The 17265-nt window shown below is 40.7% G+C and carries 18 protein-coding genes and 1 pseudogene; 4 read left to right on the top strand and 15 right to left on the bottom strand.

The genetic code is table 11. The annotated features are described in order from the left end of the window. Positions 1-16: 16 nt before the first annotated feature. The 13 genes and pseudogenes from trmFO to HT696_RS00180 form a co-directional block, all read right to left on the bottom strand. Positions 17-1351, bottom strand: coding sequence for a methylenetetrahydrofolate--tRNA-(uracil(54)-C(5))-methyltransferase (FADH(2)-oxidizing) TrmFO (gene trmFO, locus HT696_RS00240; RefSeq protein ID WP_173282780.1), 1335 nt, complete (start codon positions 1349-1351; stop codon positions 17-19). A gap of 285 nt (positions 1352-1636) precedes the next feature. After that, positions 1637-2515 carry a 16S rRNA (cytidine(1402)-2'-O)-methyltransferase gene (gene rsmI / locus HT696_RS00235; protein ID WP_173282779.1) on the bottom strand — a complete coding sequence of 293 codons (879 nt, stop codon included), beginning with the start codon at positions 2513-2515 and terminating at the stop codon, positions 1637-1639. A 2-nt stretch (positions 2516-2517) separates the two neighbouring features. After that, positions 2518-2835, bottom strand: a complete 318-nt coding sequence (yabA, locus tag HT696_RS00230) for a DNA replication initiation control protein YabA (protein WP_000358227.1) — start codon at positions 2833-2835, stop codon at positions 2518-2520. Between the two features lie 39 nt (positions 2836-2874). Further along, positions 2875-3765 (bottom strand): DNA polymerase III subunit delta', encoded by an 891-nt coding sequence (locus tag HT696_RS00225; RefSeq protein ID WP_173282778.1) that lies wholly within the window; start codon positions 3763-3765, stop codon positions 2875-2877. Beyond that, on the bottom strand, positions 3762-4400 hold the full coding sequence (gene tmk / locus HT696_RS00220; RefSeq protein ID WP_173282777.1) for a dTMP kinase: 639 nt from the start codon (positions 4398-4400) through the stop codon (positions 3762-3764). The genes HT696_RS00225 and tmk overlap by 4 nt, the downstream gene beginning before the upstream one ends. Before the next feature lie 219 nt (positions 4401-4619). Next, positions 4620-5417, bottom strand: a complete 798-nt coding sequence (gene proC, locus HT696_RS00215; RefSeq protein ID WP_173283023.1) for a pyrroline-5-carboxylate reductase — start codon at positions 5415-5417, stop codon at positions 4620-4622. Between the two features lie 3 nt (positions 5418-5420). Continuing rightward, positions 5421-6683 (bottom strand): glutamate-5-semialdehyde dehydrogenase, encoded by a 1263-nt coding sequence (locus tag HT696_RS00210; RefSeq protein ID WP_173283021.1) that lies wholly within the window; start codon positions 6681-6683, stop codon positions 5421-5423. Between the two features lie 9 nt (positions 6684-6692). Then, positions 6693-7802: a glutamate 5-kinase gene (gene proB / locus HT696_RS00205; protein ID WP_240147146.1), complete on the bottom strand. Its 1110-nt coding sequence runs from the start codon at positions 7800-7802 to the stop codon at positions 6693-6695. 99 nt (positions 7803-7901) lie between these two features. Continuing rightward, positions 7902-9785 carry a phosphorylcholine esterase CbpE gene (gene cbpE, locus HT696_RS00200; protein WP_173218247.1) on the bottom strand — a complete coding sequence of 628 codons (1884 nt, stop codon included), beginning with the start codon at positions 9783-9785 and terminating at the stop codon, positions 7902-7904. A gap of 5 nt (positions 9786-9790) precedes the next feature. Continuing rightward, positions 9791-10942: pseudogene (locus tag HT696_RS00195) on the bottom strand (MBL fold metallo-hydrolase); the annotation flags it as partial. Between the two features lie 2 nt (positions 10943-10944). Further along, the gene (locus tag HT696_RS00190; protein WP_173218245.1) at positions 10945-11832 is read right to left on the bottom strand and encodes an RluA family pseudouridine synthase; all 888 of its coding nucleotides are present in this window, start codon (positions 11830-11832) and stop codon (positions 10945-10947) included. Further along, the gene (gene lspA, locus HT696_RS00185; protein ID WP_173218243.1) at positions 11822-12283 is read right to left on the bottom strand and encodes a signal peptidase II; all 462 of its coding nucleotides are present in this window, start codon (positions 12281-12283) and stop codon (positions 11822-11824) included. Before lspA ends, HT696_RS00190 begins: the two co-directional genes overlap by 11 nt. Beyond that, on the bottom strand, positions 12280-13188 hold the full coding sequence (locus HT696_RS00180; protein ID WP_001025693.1) for a LysR family transcriptional regulator: 909 nt from the start codon (positions 13186-13188) through the stop codon (positions 12280-12282). Before HT696_RS00180 ends, lspA begins: the two co-directional genes overlap by 4 nt. Between HT696_RS00180 and HT696_RS00175 the strand changes: the two genes are divergently transcribed. After that, positions 13181-13378 carry an AraC family transcriptional regulator gene (locus tag HT696_RS00175; protein ID WP_173218241.1) on the top strand — a complete coding sequence of 66 codons (198 nt, stop codon included), beginning with the start codon at positions 13181-13183 and terminating at the stop codon, positions 13376-13378. The genes HT696_RS00180 and HT696_RS00175 overlap by 8 nt on opposite strands. Before the next feature lie 52 nt (positions 13379-13430). Here the strand turns inward: HT696_RS00175 and HT696_RS00170 are convergent, their stop codons facing one another. Both HT696_RS00170 and HT696_RS00165 read right to left on the bottom strand, forming a co-directional pair. Then, positions 13431-14102: a CPBP family intramembrane glutamic endopeptidase gene (locus HT696_RS00170; protein ID WP_173283019.1), complete on the bottom strand. Its 672-nt coding sequence runs from the start codon at positions 14100-14102 to the stop codon at positions 13431-13433. 41 nt (positions 14103-14143) lie between these two features. Continuing rightward, the gene (locus tag HT696_RS00165; protein WP_173218238.1) at positions 14144-14365 is read right to left on the bottom strand and encodes an SP_0924 family bacteriocin-like peptide; all 222 of its coding nucleotides are present in this window, start codon (positions 14363-14365) and stop codon (positions 14144-14146) included. A gap of 270 nt (positions 14366-14635) precedes the next feature. Between HT696_RS00165 and HT696_RS00160 the strand changes: the two genes are divergently transcribed. From HT696_RS00160 to HT696_RS00150, 3 genes are all read left to right on the top strand, one after another. Beyond that, positions 14636-15445: a Cof-type HAD-IIB family hydrolase gene (locus tag HT696_RS00160; RefSeq protein WP_173283017.1), complete on the top strand. Its 810-nt coding sequence runs from the start codon at positions 14636-14638 to the stop codon at positions 15443-15445. A gap of 141 nt (positions 15446-15586) precedes the next feature. Beyond that, the gene (locus HT696_RS00155; RefSeq protein ID WP_173283015.1) at positions 15587-16495 is read left to right on the top strand and encodes an ATP-binding cassette domain-containing protein; all 909 of its coding nucleotides are present in this window, start codon (positions 15587-15589) and stop codon (positions 16493-16495) included. Positions 16496-16505: 10 nt separating this feature from the next. Next, on the top strand, positions 16506-17258 hold the full coding sequence (locus HT696_RS00150) for an ABC transporter permease (protein ID WP_173283013.1): 753 nt from the start codon (positions 16506-16508) through the stop codon (positions 17256-17258). Positions 17259-17265: the final 7 nt, after the last annotated feature.

The raw sequence follows: 17265 nt of genomic DNA, 5'->3' as shown, positions 1-17265 counted from the left end.
AATTCTTTGAAAAAAATTAGACAGTCAAAAATTCCTCTAAATCACTGAGGGCACGCTCTGCAATTTTTTCATAACGAGCCTTCTTATCACGGATACGCTCGCCTTCCAACTCCTTGATGATTCCAAAATTGACATTCATTGGTTGGAAATGTTTGCTGTCAGCATGGGTGATGTAATGAGCTAAGCTTCCAATCGCTGTTGTTTCTGGGAAAATAGCTTGGCTTTCTCCCTTGAAAAGACGAGCCGCGTTAATTCCCGCAACTAAGCCTGACGCTGCTGACTCAACATAGCCTTCCACACCCGTCATCTGACCAGCAAAGAAGAGATTTGGTTGTTTCTTAGAACGATAAGTCTGCTCAAGAAGATTCGGTGAATCCATGTAAGAATTGCGGTGCATAACACCATAACGAACAAACTCCGCATTTTCAAGGCCTGGAATCATTTGGAAGACACGCTTTTGCTCTCCCCATTTGAGGTGGGTCTGGAAACCGACAATATTGTAGAGGCTACCAGCAGCATTGTCCTGACGAAGTTGCACAACCGCATAAGGAGTCTTAAATTCTCCATCACGAGGTCCTGTGTAGTCGTCTGGATACTCAAGACCGACTGGTTTCATAGGGCCATAAAGCATGGTTTTAATACCTCGTTTGGCCATGACTTCGATAGGCATACAGCCTTCAAAGTACTTTTCTTTTTCGAAAGAATTGAGCGGTGCTTCTTCCGCACTGACCAAGGCTTCATGGAAATCCATAAACTCTTGCTTGGTCATGGGCGCATTGAGGTAGGCTGCTTCTCCCTTATCATAACGAGACTTGAGATAGACCTTGCTCATATCGATAGTGTTGACATCGATAATAGGCGCTGCCGCATCGTAGAAATAGAAACCATCGCCATCATTAAGGGCATGAATCTTCTCAGCCAAGGCATCGCTGGTCAAAGGACCAGTCGCCACAACTGTAATAACATCTGTCGGCAATTCTGTAATTTCATCACGTACCACTTCAATCAAGGGGTGGTGGGCCACTTTTTCAGTCACCATCCGTGAGAAACCATCACGATCCACCGCAAGGGCACCGCCTGCAGGAACACGTGTAGCCTCAGCAGATTCCAAAATAACAGAACCCAAGCGACGCATTTCTTCCTTGAGAAGACCAACTGCATTTGTCAAAGCATCCCCACGAAGAGAATTGGAACAAACCAACTCAGCAAAATTGTCTGTTTTGTGCTGGGGTGTTGACTTGACACCACGCATTTCATAAAGTTTAACTGGAATACCACGTTCTGCAATTTGGTAGGCTGCTTCAGAACCTGCCAAACCTGCACCGATAACATTGATATAAGATTGAGACACGACACTAATACCTCTTTGGGAGTGTGAAGGCAAAATTCACATTGAAAAAGCCAACCGAACTCACTTCACTCTCGAGTTTCTTGGCTCAGGCTGAAAAAGTCCCCCGGACTTACTTCGCTTTCGAATTTCCTGGCTCAGGATGAAAAAGTCCACAGGACTTTCCTCGCTCTCGAATTTCTTGGCTCAGGATGAAAAAGTCCCCCGGACTTTTTCACTCCCACAAATCTTTCTAATTTTTTCTTCTACTAGTATAACAAAAAAAGGGAAGAAGGCAAACTTCCCTGTTTAGTTATTTTCTTGATTTTCTTCCCAGTCATGGTAGGCAGCGTAAAGCTGGCTTTTATTCCACTGGTAAATCTTTGCGACTTCCTTTATGGCTTGATTTTTCTTCATGCCTTGCTGGATACGGGCTTGGATTTCTGAAAATAAGTCCTCCTCATCTTTTTCCTCCACATCCTGACTGGCACCTTCAACGATAAGAAGGCATTCACCCTTGAGTGGCATTTCAGCTATGCTTTCCAACAATTCAGAGATCTTTCCTCTTTGGTATTCTTCATAGATTTTGGTCAATTCTCTAACCAAGACCACCGAGCGGTCACCATAGACTTCTAACATATTTTCCAACGTATCTGCCACACGATGGGGCGATTCATAGAAAATCTGAGTTTCAGGATAGTCTTTTTTCAAGTCGAAAAATTGCTTTTGCTGGCCTGATTTTCTCGGTAAAAAGCCGTAAAAGATATGTGGCTGTGGCGCTAAACCACTGGCAATCAAGGCAGAAATTCCTGCAGAGGCACCTGGAACAGTCACAACCGCAATTTCTTCCTCAATGGCTGCCTTGACCAAATCATGACCAGGGTCTGAGATGCTAGGCAAACCTGCATCAGAAACCTGAGCAATACTTTGCCCTGCTTTCAGGAAACTAATCAAATCAGGAATTTTTTCCTTGGCATTGTGCTCATGAAAACTGATTTGCTTGGTAGAAATGTCAAAATGCTTGAGCAATAGGCCTGTATTGCGCGTGTCCTCAGCTGCAATCCAATCTACTTCTTTCAAGGTCTGGATAGCACGAAAGGTCATATCATCTAGATTGCCAATCGGCGTTGCCACTAGATACAGCTTGCCATAGGGAGACTGCCCCTTAAAACTTTTTTGAATCTGCATGCTTACTCCCTGTATAACAACTCGTCACAGAACATACATTCCTCGTCCTGCTCTCGACGTTGTCCATAAAAATCATTACATACGTGAAAACCATCTTTATAAATGCGACGGACACTTTCACGAACATGCTTAGCCTTGACAGGAGCGTCTGCTTCCACCTCACCCAAGCGTTCTCGTAACTTACTATTTTCCAAACGAAGAGCTGTATTTTCTTCTACCAAGCTCTTGAGATTTTTCTTGATGGCTTCCACATCGGCCAAGGTTACCAATAACTGTTGGGAAAAATCATCCAGCGCGTCAAATAATTCTTTTTTGTCCATAAAACAGCCCTTTCCTTTCTTTATCATTCATTTTTGAGTCTATATTTCTTTCAAGACCAGATATTCCATGGCATTTTGAAAGCTGACATTAGCCTGCCACATTTTTCTAGCTTCTAGCAAATCTTGTAGAATCACTCTTACTCTTGCTTGTAGGATATCTTGCCCACAGAGAACTTCAAGAATCCGTAAAACCTGATCTTGTTTTTCCTTGTCATCTGCTAAGTTGGCTAATTTAGCAACTTGCAGATAACTTTCTTTTTTCTTAGCTAATAACCAGGTTAGCAGGCGTTCACTTTCATCGACCAAGGTCCAAAAACTTGCCTGATTAGCCAACTTTTCTGCCTCAGCTCGCGATTGACTAAACTGGGCTAAGAAAGTTGCTTTCTTCTTAACTAGCCCCATTTGTTCTAAGAGCAAGATGAGTTGTTCTTCTTGCTTTTTAAAGTGGAAAATCTGGGTCCGACTGCGGATTGTTGGTAAAATCTTTTCCTCATCGCTGGTCAAGAAGAAAATATAAACCTCACTCTGGGGTTCTTCGATGACCTTGAGCAGAGAATTGGCTGCATTAGGATGCATTTTCTCAGCTTGCTCGATAATAAAGACCTGCTGCTGGTTTTCAATCCCTGCTTGGGAAAACTGCCCCACCAATTCTCGAATACGTTCTGTCTTGATGACCTGATTGACTGGCTTAATCAAGGTAACATCTGGAAACTCTTCCTGTTCAATCAGCTTACAATTTCGGCATTTCTCACATGGTAAAACACCTACTTTATCCGTACAAAAGAGACTTTTAGCCAAAAATTGCGCCATTTCCAAGCTTCCAAAGAAACCTGAAAAGAGATAGGCGTGATTGAGCTGCTCTTGTTCTAGGATACGGACAAAGCGGTCAAACTGGGCTGGTTGCCAAGCCTTTAGTTGATCTTGTTTCATCTTGCCAAGCCCATTCTGTCAAACAAGACAGCCTTGGTAGTTTCCACAACTTGCTCCAAAGGAAAACTAGCATCAATCTTGACAATACGATTTCCTTCTTTGTCCAGAAGAGAAAGGTAGCCTTGACGAACTTTTTTATGCAAGTCCAACCCTTCCAAGTCCAGACGATTGACCTCGCGGTCACTATTAGCAGCAATGCGAGCTAGTCCTTCTTCCACCTCGATGTCAAAATAGAGTGTCAAATCGGGTTTAAGGCCATCTGTCGCAAAGTGATTGAGCCAATCAATGGCGTCAATATCCAAGCCACGACCAAATCCCTGATAGGCAAGAGAACTATCGATGAAGCGGTCCATAATGACCAACTTACCAGCTTCAAGTGCTGGAAGAACTTTTTCCACCAAGTGCTGTCTGCGACTGGCGATATAAAGAAGCAACTCTGTCTTCACATCCATCTGAGTATGACTTGGATCCAAAATCACTTCCCGAATCTTCTCCCCAATCAAGACTCCGCCAGGTTCACGGGTCGTCAGCACCTCTACCCCTGTTTCCTCTAAAATTGGGAGCAGAGCCTCTAAAACACTGGTCTTTCCTGCTCCCTCTGGTCCCTCAAGAGAGACTAAAAATCCTTTTGACATGTCTAACTCATTTCTTTTTTACTACTTCTATTCTATCAAAAAAATAGGGGTTTGTGACAATCTTTTTGTTTTCTCATTTCATACTCAATGAAAATCAAAGAGCAAACTAGGAAGCTAGTCGCAGGTTGCTCAAAACACNNTGCAGATGGAAGCTGACGCAGTTTGAAGAGATTTTCGAAGAGTATCAACCACCATAAAAGAGGCAGACAAATCCACCTCTTATTTACCTAGTTCTTGTGTTCGTTTGTAGGCTTGACCAACTGCATCCATGACTGTTCCTCGAAAAGCATGCGCTTCTAGGCTTGCTACACCAGCGATAGTCGAACCGCCTGGGCTACAGACTTGGTCTTTCAATACTCCAGGATGTTGCTGACTTTCAAGGACTAATTGCCCAGCTCCTACCACAGTTTGAGCTGCCATTTTCAATGCTATTTCTCGTGGTAATCCTGTCTGAACACCTGCATCTGCCAAGGCCTCAATAAAGAGATAGACAAAGGCTGGCCCACAACCTGCAAGACCTGTCGCCGCGTCGATTAATCCTTCTCCCAGTTCAACCAAGAGACCAGCCTTAGTTAAAAGCTGACAAAAGAGCTCACTGTCCTCAACCCTGCAATTAGGAGACAAGGCATAGCTAATCACTCCTTGACCGATAGAAGCAGGAGTATTTGGCATCATACGAATCATTCGGTGTTGACTTGGAAGAAGACTAGCGAGTTTTTCCAAGGTCAATCCAGCTGCCATGGAAATCAAAAGAAGACTTTCTCGTTTTTCAAGGATGGTATGATATTGAGAAAGCAAGTCTGAGAACTGAGCAGGCTTCACTCCTAGAAAAATCACATCTGCTTCTGCAAAGATTTCGTCATTGCTAGAAGCCTGACCGCTAAAGTCAGCAATGAAAGCATCCACCTTAGCTTGACTACGATTAGCAAGGAGAATCTTATCTGACGGTCTAGCCTGCAAGACAGACTTGGCCAAGCTAGCTCCCATATTCCCCAAACCGATAAATCCAATCTTCATCTCTTACTCCCTTATCTGTCCGTCACCAGTAACCACATACTTGTAGCTAGTCAACTCTTTCAAGCCCATGGGTCCACGCGCATGCAATTTCTGAGTTGAAATCCCCATTTCACAACCCAGACCAAATTGGCCACCATCTGTGAAACGAGTCGAGGCATTGACATAGACAGCTGCAGAGTCCACTTGATCTGTAAAGTAAGCTGCAGCTTCAGCATTTTCCGTCACAATGGCATCCGAATGATGGGTACTGTGGGCTTCAATATGCGCAACCGCTTCTTCTAAACTGCTCACAACCTTAACAGCTAGGACATAGTCCAAAAACTCGGTGTCAAAGTCTTGATCATCAGCTGCGTGGCCTGAAACAAACTGACTTGCTTTACTATCTAAGCGGAATTGAATTGGTTCCAACCCAGATTCTTTTCGATCTGCAACCAGCACTTGCTCCAAGCGAGGAAGGAAGCTTGCTGCCTTGTCTTCATGAACAAGTAGAACCTCCATGGCATTACATACAGAAGGACGACTGGTTTTGGCATTGTTGATGATAGACAGAGCCTTGTCTTCATCTGCATCCTTATCCACATAGACATGGACAATCCCAGTTCCTGTCTCGATGACTGGTACAATAGCATTCTCAACTACGGCATTGATCAAACCAGCTCCTCCACGAGGAATGAGAAGGTCTAGATAGCCCTTTGCCTTCATCATGGCATAGCTGCTTTCTCGGCTGGTATCTTCCACCAGTTGAATCACATCTGGGTGAATAGTAGTCGTCTCCAAGCCCTTCTTCAAGGCTGTGACAATAGCATGTGCTGTTTGATAGGCATCCTTACCACTACGAAGAACAACTGCATTTCCACTCTTAAGAGCCAAAGCAACCGCATCAGACGTCACATTTGGACGGCTTTCATAGATTATACCGATAACACCCATGGCCACACGTTTCTTGGTGATAACCAAACCATTTTCAAGCTGACTTGTTTCTAAAACTTCACCGATTGGATCTGGTAAAGCAACCACTTCACGAATACCAGTTGCCATCGCTTCTATACGACCTGCATCCAAATAAAGACGATCCAGCATCACATCTGAGATTTTACCTTTGGCCGCTTCCATATCAAGGGCATTGGCTGCTAAAATTTCCTCTGTAGCAGCTACTAAGTGATCAGCCATGGCTAGCAAGGTTTGGTTTTTCACGTCTTCACTAGCTGTATTGATTGATTTTTTAACAGCCTGTACCTGTTCAAATTGTTCTTGTGTACTTACCATAGTTTACCTCTAAAATTCTGTAAAGAGTAGTTGGATTTCAGGAGTAATGGAAATCCAGTCATCACGGTGAATCAAGACCCCCTTGGCTTTTTGAAAACGCAACATATCCTCCAAAGCAGATGCACCAAATTGCACACGCCCTTTTCCAAGTGATTTTCCACTTTCCTTGTCAAATACTGTCACGATATCACCGTAAGAAAAGGCTCCTTCTGCTTCAACAACACCAGATAAGAGAAGACTCTTTCCATGTTGGGAGAGAGCTTCTGCAGCCCCTTTATCAACCCAAATAGAACCTTGACTCTGAGCATAAAAGGCCAGCCATTGTTTCTGGGTACGAAGTCCTTTCTCTTGAGCAACAAAGTAGGAACCATCCTTGGTCTCCTCAGCTGCCTCAATCATGGCATCTGACTTCAAGGATGAGCAGATATAAACAGGAACTCCTGATTCCGTCGCGATAGTTGCAGCTTTGATTTTGGTTAACATGCCCCCTGTACCATTAGACGAACCTGCTCCACCGGCCATATCAATAATCTCACGATTGATAGTCTCGATTTTCTCCAAGCGTTTTGCTCTTGGATCTGAATTAGGATTTCCTGTATATAGACCGTCTACGTCTGTCAAGAGGACCAAAAGATCTGCTTGGACCATAGCTGCTACCTGGGCACTTAGAGTGTCATTGTCCCCGACCTTGAGCTCATCAATGACGACACTGTCATTCTCGTTAATAATAGGAATCGCCCCACGGCTAAGTAGAACTGACAAGGCTTGATGGGCATTTTTATAACGACGCTTATCCACAAAGTCGTCCTGGGTCAGCAAGATTTGTGCAGAAACGATTTGGCGCAAGAGAAGATTGGTCGTGTATTCTTCCAACAAAAGCCCTTGCCCTACCGCTGCTGAAGCCTGCTTATCAGCAATCTTAGTCGGACGCTTTTTAAATCCTAAGGCCCCAAAACCAGCCGCAATGGCACCTGACGACACCAAAATCAATTCATGACCAGCCTCGTGCAACATAGCCAACTGCTGGGTAATAGCCTTTACCTTACTACGTGATAAACTTCCATCCTCATTTGTCAGAGAAGAAGTCCCCACCTTAAAGACAATCCGTTTGTATTTCATAGTCTCACTCCGATTCTTCATATTCATCCATTATAACATGAATGACAGGAAATAGAAAAGAGTTGATAGAAAAAGAAGGCCCTAAAACCTTCTTTTTTACTACTGTTCTGATTCCGATTTGTTTGTACTCGTCTCAGAGCTTTTTGAAGTTGATGAAGTAAAATCTTGCCTAGTTGATGAACTTGCAACACTTTCATGTTGACTCGTTTCTTGATTTTCAAGATCCTTTTTCACTACTTCTTTAGATTCTTTTATTTCTGAATTACTTGTAGTTTTAATTGTAGCAGATTTCTCTACCGGAACATCCACTAACCAGGCACCACTTGAATCAACAGTATAGCCTTCTGGTGTCTTACCGTTCACAAGCAATTGACCATTTTCTTTCAAGAAGTACCATTTATCCTTGTCCTTGATCCAACCCACAGCTCGTGAACCGTCTTCCTTATAGAAATACCAATCGTTTGCCTTTTTAAGCCAGCCTTGCTTCATAGCTCCTGATTCTTCTAGATAGTAATGTTGACCTGCAACTTCTATTTCACCTGTCTTCATAATACCAGTAGAATTCATATAGTACCAAGTTTCTTTATCTTTTACCCAGCCCGTTTTCATTTCTCCTGATTGAGCAAAGTAATACCATTGCCCCTTATATTGAAGCCAACCTGTTTGCAGCGAACCATCCTTGGATAAATAATAATTCTGACCTCCAGTATTTACCCAACCAATTTCCATCTGATTTTCTTTGTTGAAATAATACCAGATTCCATCAATTTTCTTCCAATTTTTAGAAGAAGCACCAGAGTCTGTCAAATAGAACCAATGATTGTTCCATTTTTTCCATTGATTCTGTAACAAGATACCCGTTTGGTTAAAGTAATACCATTCACCTTCGATTTCATTCCAACCGACAGCATACTCTCCTGTAGAATCAGGTGCTTGATACCACCAATTCCCATACGCACTCTTATGCCAACCAGCTTGAAAACTTGGAATCGGCTTGTAGGAAGTTGAAATGTTTACTAAACCGTCTTTTCGAATATCAAAAACTGTTGCATCATAGTCTTTGCTGGCTGCGTTGATCCTCTCAATTCCTCGTTCTTTGAGCCAATTAACATACTCACTATCAACACCATTTTTCCAAGGTAGACTATCCGAAGTTTGAACAATCAAACTCGGACTCAAATTTTTAATGAAATCCTTGGTATTTGATTTGTTTGTATCATGGTGATGATTAAACTTCATCAAATCAACTTTTCCAATAAGAGGTCCATACTTATCTTCCGCTCCATGCACATTATCTAAGTCGCCCCCAAGGTAAATTTTCTTGCCATTGACTTTCACTACACTAATCAGGGAATTGGAATTGTCATCCCAAATTTTCTTTAATTCACCTGATGAATCAGTTTCATTTTCATAGTTATAGAGTTGAATATCCATGTCCCCAAACTGAAAATGAGCATCTTCCTGTGTGATGTTTTGAATAACTGAAACACCTTTTTCTGAAGCAGTCTGTAAAACCTTATCATAACCGTACAGATTATCCCATAGACGTTCAGAATTAGTAATACGACTATCACTATATTTTTTAAGATAGACTCGGTCAACTGGATAGGTAGACAGTAATTCATCAACATTTCCAATATGATCACTGTGGGTATGGGTCACCAAAATAAAATCAAGTTTTTGAACACCCAATTCCTTCAAACGACGAAAGACACGGTCTGTTAGAACATGCTTATAAGACGTTTCAATTCCTTCTCTCCATGGATAACGAGAATCACTTCCATCTGGGAAATCATAATCTTCTCCTGTATCCACCATGGCAAAATGTCCATTGCTTTCAAGAATAATCGCATCACTGCCACCTTCTTGAACATTGATAAAGTGAATTTTATTTCCTGAACTTTCTTGAGCTTGAACATTTCCATACCATGACAAACCTAAAAAAGCGCCTGCAAGTGCTAAACTAATCAATTTCTTTTTCATTATTGCTCTATTAGAATTCCTTTTTGATTAAAATAATATCTTTTTCCATCAATTTCGTTCCAACCGATAGAATAATTTCCTGTAGAATCTGGTGCTTGGTACCACCACTCGCCATTAGATTTCTGATGCCATCCCGAAACAAACGATGGTATTTTTTTATATTGTTTACTTATATCAACTATGCCATTTTGTCTAATATCAAAAACAGTTGCATCATATTCTGTACTAGCTGCATTTATTCGCTTTATCCCTAAACTATCTAACCATGCTATATATTCAGGGTTGTCTACAATAGGACTATCATAAAAACCTGGAACAGCATCACTTGTCTGCACTATGATTTCTGGAGATAGATTTAATATAAAGTTTTTTGTATTTGATTTTTCGGTATCCTTATGATGATTAAACTTCATCAAATCAACTTTTCCAATGAGAGGACCATACTTGTCTTCTGCTCCATGAACATTATCTAAATCGCCCCCAAGGTAAATTTTCTTACCATTGACTTTTACCACGCTAATCAAGGAATTAGAATTATCATCCCAAATTTTCTTTAATTCACCCGATGAATCAGTTTCATTTTCATAATTATAGAGCTGAATATCCATGTCCCCAAACTGAAAATGAGCATCTCCCTGTGTGATGTTTTGAATAACTGAAACACCTTTTTCGGCGGCAGTCTGTAAAACCTTATCATAACCGTACAGATTATCCCATAAACGTTCAGAATTAGTAATACGATTATCACTATATTTTTTAAGATAGACTCGGTCAACTGGATAGGTAGACAGTAATTCATCAACATTTCCAATATGATCACTGTGGGTATGGGTCACCAAAATAAAATCAAGTTTTTGGACACCCAATTCCTTCAAACGACGAAAGACACGGTCTGTTAGAACATGCTTATAAGACGTTTCAATTCCTTCTCTCCATGGATAGCGAGAATCACTTCCATCTGGGAAATCATAATCTTCTCCTGTATCCACCATGGCAAAATGTCCATTGCTTTCAAGAATAATCGCATCACTGCCACCTTCTTGAACATTGATAAAGTGGATTTTATTTCCTGAACTTTCTTGAGCTTGAACATTCCCATACCATGACAAACCTAAAAAAGCGCCTGCAAGTGCTAAACTAATCAATTTCTTTTTCATTCTTACTTCCTTAATTTCTCCAAGGTTTCCTTAAATATCTCTGGGATATCTGCTGTAAATTCCAAGGTCTCACCTGTTCTCGGATGGGTAAATCCTAGAGTCTTGGCATGGAGAAACTGTCCATGCCCCTTAAGTGTCTTGCGTGGACCATAGACTTCATCACCAGCGACTGAATGGCCAATATAAGCCATGTGAACACGAATCTGATGGGTGCGCCCTGTCTCCAGTTGCAACTCTACTAAGCTATAATCACCAAAGCGTTCCAAGACGTGAAAACGGGTAACTGCAGGCTTACCTTTAGCAGTCACAGCCTGTTTCTTACGGTCTTTTTCACTACGACCAATCGGTGCTTCAATGACACCGCGATCATTGGGCAAATTTCCATGAACAATCGCCCAATATTTGCGGAGAGACTTTTTATCCTTGAGTTCTTGGGCAAGTGCTAAGTGCGCCTCATCATTTTTAGCAATCATGAGAAGACCTGACGTATCCTTATCAATACGGTGAACAATTCCTGGACGCAGAACCCCATTGATACCCGACAAGTCCTTAATATGGTACATAAGGGCATTTACCAGAGTTCCACTAGTATGACCAGCACTCGGATGCACCACCATCCCCTGGGGCTTGTTAACGACAGCAACGTCCTCATCTTGGTAGATGATTTCTAGTGGAAGATCCTCAGCCACATACTCTAAAACCTCTGGCTCTGGCACATGGTAAGTGACGACATCGCCCTCTTGGACAGTGTATTTAGCTTTCTTGACTTGGCCATTGACCAAGACCTGTCCTGATTTAATTTGTTCATTCGCGAGACTGCGTGATAATTCTGTTAAATCCGACAAAGCCTTATCTAAACGCAGGCCACCAGTTTCAATTTTAATTTCCATTTATTTCCTCTTTTAGCATTGCAATCAATAAAATAATCACTCCAACCGTCAGATAGCTATCTGCCACATTGAAAATTGCAAAATTGATAAAGTCAAGGTGGATCATATCCACAACAAATCCCTGACTCACCCTGTCAATAAAGTTTCCAAGACCACCTGCGATAATCAAGGTCAAACCCAAGACCATCCAAAGTGAGTTCTCCATGTGTTTATGTAGATACCAAATGGCACCTACCACGACAACCAGAGTAATGACAGCGAATAAGAACTGCTGATCTTGTAAGATAGAAAAGGCTGCCCCTCGATTTTGCAGGTAGGTCAAGCTAACGAAATTGGGAATCCAAGAACGAACTTCACCCAGTGGAATCTGTTGGACGATATAGGATTTAACCAACTGATCCAGACCAATCAAAAGCAGTACAATGACTGCCACTATTCCTCTTTTTTTCATGATTTCCTCTTCTGATCAAAATATTCTTGCATGACTTCTACGAAGAGAGTCCCAGCTTGACTCAGCTCCACTTCTTCACGTTTAACATAGACCATGCGATTATCTAGGTTATCCTTGAGACGAATAACTGTGATGCCATTCACACTGTCACTATCTAAAAATCCAGAACCTGTTGCATAAGCATCCGTCCGCTCCAAAATGCCATTTAAGGTGGCACGGTCTGTCACATTGAACATCTGCGAGCTCGCACTAGTATCAACAAAGTTCTCTGAATAATAAAGGTACTCATCTTTCTCTTGAGTGAAACGAACCGTTGGTAAATCCGCTAAATCCTCCATGACTAATTCCTCTTTCTGGGCTAAAGGATGACCCTCACGGAGATAAATATGGGTATGGAAAGGAATCAATTCAATGACCTCCAGACCTAGCTTTTCAACCCGTTGCATAATCCCCTTTTTATTTTGATTGTTGAGGTAGATAATCCCAATCTCACTATGCCCTTGCGCTACTTCGTCTAAGATTTGAACAGTAGTTGATTCAAAAATACGAAAGTTCTTATAATCAGGATAGCGCTCTGAAAAAGCCGTAATCGTCGGTGGCAAGAAGTCATAGTGCTGACTAGCAATGGAAAATTCATCTTTTTCTTCCTCAGGATTGGCATACTGATTTTGAAAAATATCAAATCCTTTAACCAATTCTTGCGCTTTTTCATAGAATTCCATACCACGACGGGTCAAGAAAGTCCCTGAACTGGTCCGACGAAAAATCTTAAAGCCCAATTCTTTTTCCAAATCACGAACAGAAATAGACAGACTCGGCTGACTAACATACATCTTTTCAGCAGCTTCACGAAAAGTACCGCTATTGGCAATGGCAACAACATAGCGTAATTGTTGAATGTTCATCTTCTACCCCCAACTTCTTTATCTTTTCATTATACCATATTTTAGAAGTTTTCCAAAAAGTAAAAAAGAACATCCTATTCTTCTTAACTATCTTCACTATCTGCCTTTCTCAAGCCAATCTTATTTTCAAAATCAATTCAAAAAAATAACTGGATACACACCACTCCAATATCGAAAAGAAAAACGTTGACTATTTGTGAAAAAAAGAAAATGCCGGAAAGTTCCGACATTGTTTTAGTAAGCTAACTTCCTGAAAATAGGAGTAACCATACATTCCAGAAGGCAGTGATATTGATGAGAATATGAACTAGTATTGGATAGTAGAGATTTTTTGTCATGAGATACAGTAGAGCTAAAATGAGACCTCCACTAGCATAAATGAAAAAAGCAAGAGGTGTTAAAGCAAAATTGATATGAATATAACCGAAAATAATAGCAGAAAGCAAGACATCTCCGTACCAAGGCGAGTTTTTGAAAAAGGTTGTCATAAGCACACCGCGGTAAATCAACTCCTCAGCAATAGGGCCGATGAAGCAAGCTATGAGCAAGAAATAGGGTAATTCCTGTCTCCCCATCATTTCTATCGTTTCATTCAAAGAAATTTGATTTGAAGACGAGGGTATGAAATAAGACAAGAGGAAGTCAGACATATACAAAATGATGTAACCCAGTAAAAGGTAGATAAAGTGCCTCAGCTGCCATTTGAAATGAAAAGTCTTCTTTCCTGCAAAAACTAGTAGATAGATGACCGCTAATAAAAGACCTCCACTCTCCATCCAAAGCAGAATCTGAAAAAATTCACGACTTGCTGGTAGATAGGGCTTTGCGAGGTGATTGAAAATTCCCCAAAACCAAGTTGATTTGTAAAAAATTAAGGATAATGCTAGTAAAATCTGAATAATCCGTTTTTTCATATTAAATCCTCTGTTTTCTCCATATTCCTAATAAATTTTACTTAAAATCTCACAGGACTTCCTTTGCAAAGATGATTGCCTCCTCCAATATATCCTAAATCATAGGTTCCTCTGGGACAAAATCCATGAACCGGCATAGTTAATACCGGCTCTATTTGCCAAGGAAAATAACCATTAGGTTCTTTTCCATAGGGATCTGCTCCACCTTGTATCAGTTCTAATTCTTCATTTGTTAGATTTATATTTTTTGTCATTAAAATCATGATATATTTCCTCCGTTATTGTTTAGATTAGTTGAGTAATCTGATACTCATACCTACTTACAAAAAAACTATTTTAAGCTAGTTTTTTTATGCTTGTCTAGTTGCAACATTGACAATTTTAGTATAGCATATCTTGGCCAAATATCCTCTTCAAATCATGAATTGTTATCAAAACATCCTAAACTGTAAAATCAATTAGCCCCAAGCTTTCTATCAATTTCTTCTCCAAAATATGCTATAATAATACCAAAAGATAAAGAAGGAAGTCTTATGATTAAACTACTAGCCTTGGATATGGACGGAACCCTCCTCAATGAAGCCAAGGAAATCCCACAAGCTCATATTACTGCTATTCACCAAGCTATTGAAAAAGGTGTCAAACTGGTTCTCTGTACAGGTCGCCCGCTTTTTGGTGTCCTCCCCTACTATCAAAAACTGGGGCTTGATCTCCAGAATGAGTATGTGATTGTTAACAACGGTTGTTCAACTCACCAGACAAGTGATTGGGGGCTAGTCGACTGGCAAGAACTCAGTCCAGCTGACATCGAATACCTCTATGAGCTTGCTGAAAAAAGTGAGGTTCAGTTGACACTTTTTGACGAGACTCATTATTTTGTCCTCGGTGGCAAGCCTAATGAAATTGTTCAAAATGATGCTAAACTAGTCTTTTCAGACCTGACTGAAATTTCTCTTGAGGAAGCGACTAGTGGCAAGTACCGGATGTTCCAAGGGATGTTTTTGGGCACCAGAGAGCAAACAGACGATTTTGAAGAGCGTTTTGCTGGGGAACTCTGTCAACGATTTAGTGGAGTTCGTTCACAGCCTGTTATTTATGAAGCCATGCCACTTGGTACGACAAAGGCTACTGCTCTTTCTCGACTAGCAGATATTTTGAAGATTGATTCCTCAGAGATTATGGCTATGGGCGATGCTAATAACGATATCGAAATGCTCCAGTTTGCAGGGCTTGGTATTGCTATGGGAAATGCCAGCGATTATGTCAAATCTCTAGCTGATGATGTTACAGCCAGCAACGAAGAAGACGGCGTTGCGCGTGCCATTGAGAAATATATTTTATAATCAAGAAGCCCAGTTCATATCAACTGGGTTTTGATATTTAAGAATTCCTAAAACTTTAGAAACTCTTTAGAAATGCTTGAGCTTTCTTTGATTTCTATGCTTTATACTAAAATTATCAAAATAAATCAAAAGGAGAGAATCATGAAAACAGTACTTGACATTCATGGATTGTCCAAAAACTTTGCCAAACAAGCTATTCTTCAGGATCTTCATCTAACCATAAGAGAGGGAGATATTTATGGACTTATAGGAAAGAATGGAGCTGGGAAGACCACCTTGATAAAAATTATTACGCAACTACTTTTTGCGGATAAAGGAACTGTTTCCCTCTTCTCCAGCAAAACGGAAAATGAGTGGAGCAAGTCTCTATCTCGAGTAGGTTCTGTTATCGAATCACCTGTAGCTCATAATCACTTAACAGCTTATCAAAATCTGAAATATTACTGTATGATTCGGCATATTCCAAATGCTGATCAAGTCATTCGTGAAACCCTGGACTATGTAGGTTTGGCAGATACAGGTAAAAAATTCTTTCGTGATTTCTCGCTAGGAATGAAACAAAGACTTGGGATCGCCATTGCCCTCCTATCCAAACCAGACTTCCTGATTTTAGATGAACCTATCAACGGTCTCGACCCAATCGGTATCAAAGAATTTCGACTCATGATTCAACGGCTCAATCAAGAGAAAGGGATCACTATTCTCATCTCTAGCCATATCTTGTCAGAACTCTATCTCCTAGCTAATCGCTTTGGTATTTTAGATCAAGGCAAGGTTATCCGTGAAATCAGCAAGGCTGAATTTGAAACACTAAGTGAAGATTATATTGTGCTTAAGACAGCTGATCAAGAGAAAGCTTGTCAAGTATTGAAAGAACAAATCCAGCTCCAGTTCAAGGTTGTTAATCCTGAAAATGAAATCCATATCTTTGGTCAGGAACAAGATGTCAAACAGATTCTCAAGGAATTAACCTTGGCAGATGTTGCCATTGACGAGATTTACTATGCTCGTCAAAACCTAGAAGAATACTTCACTCAATTGGTTCAATAGGAGAAAAATTATGATACATACCATTCAAGCAGACTTTTACCGTCTTTTCCGTTCCAAAGGATTCTGGATTACAGAGTTCATTCTCTTTTTACTCATGTTAATGGGGGCTATTTTTGGGGCTACGGGTCAACTAATGGCAATCCAGACAGAAGAACCAGATATACCAATCCAAGGTTGGAATGGTATACAAGCCCTGATCAACGCATCTAGTCAAGGTTCAAACCTCATTTTTCTCTGCATCGTCCTAGCCTGCCTCGTGCTTGGAGTTGATTTAATCGGTAAACTCTATAAAAATAATTTAACAGTGGGTGTTTCTCGTACCGAGTTTTTCCTTGCCAAAGCCTTTGTATTGACTTGTATTGCACTTTTGCAAGTCATCATCTGTCTTGTGATTGCCTTTATTCCAGCAACTATCTTAAATGGATTTGGAACTATGCCTGATGGCTTTATTGGAAATCTACTGATAACCATTTTCCTTCAATTATGTTGCCTCCTTGCTTGGCTTTCCATTGTTTCCTTTATTCTCTATGTGAGTCATTCTTATCTTGCAGTATTTATTGGTTATTTTGTCAGCTCTATCTTACTTTCTATGCCAATGCTCATCTTCCCAAGTATCAAAATTTTGCCATATTTGTCCTTGCAATTTACCTATGCTATGACTGCTAATAGTGAATCCATTTTCTATACACTTATAGGTAGCTTAGCTGTTATTGTAATCTTTAATCTAAGTGGATTGACAGTTTTCAAAAAGAAAAGTTTATAAAAAATGA

The sequence above is a fragment of the Streptococcus sp. 9903 genome (assembly GCF_013276625.1).
Taxonomy (GTDB): domain Bacteria; phylum Bacillota; class Bacilli; order Lactobacillales; family Streptococcaceae; genus Streptococcus.
This window is presented reverse-complemented; position numbering and strand designations above follow the sequence as displayed.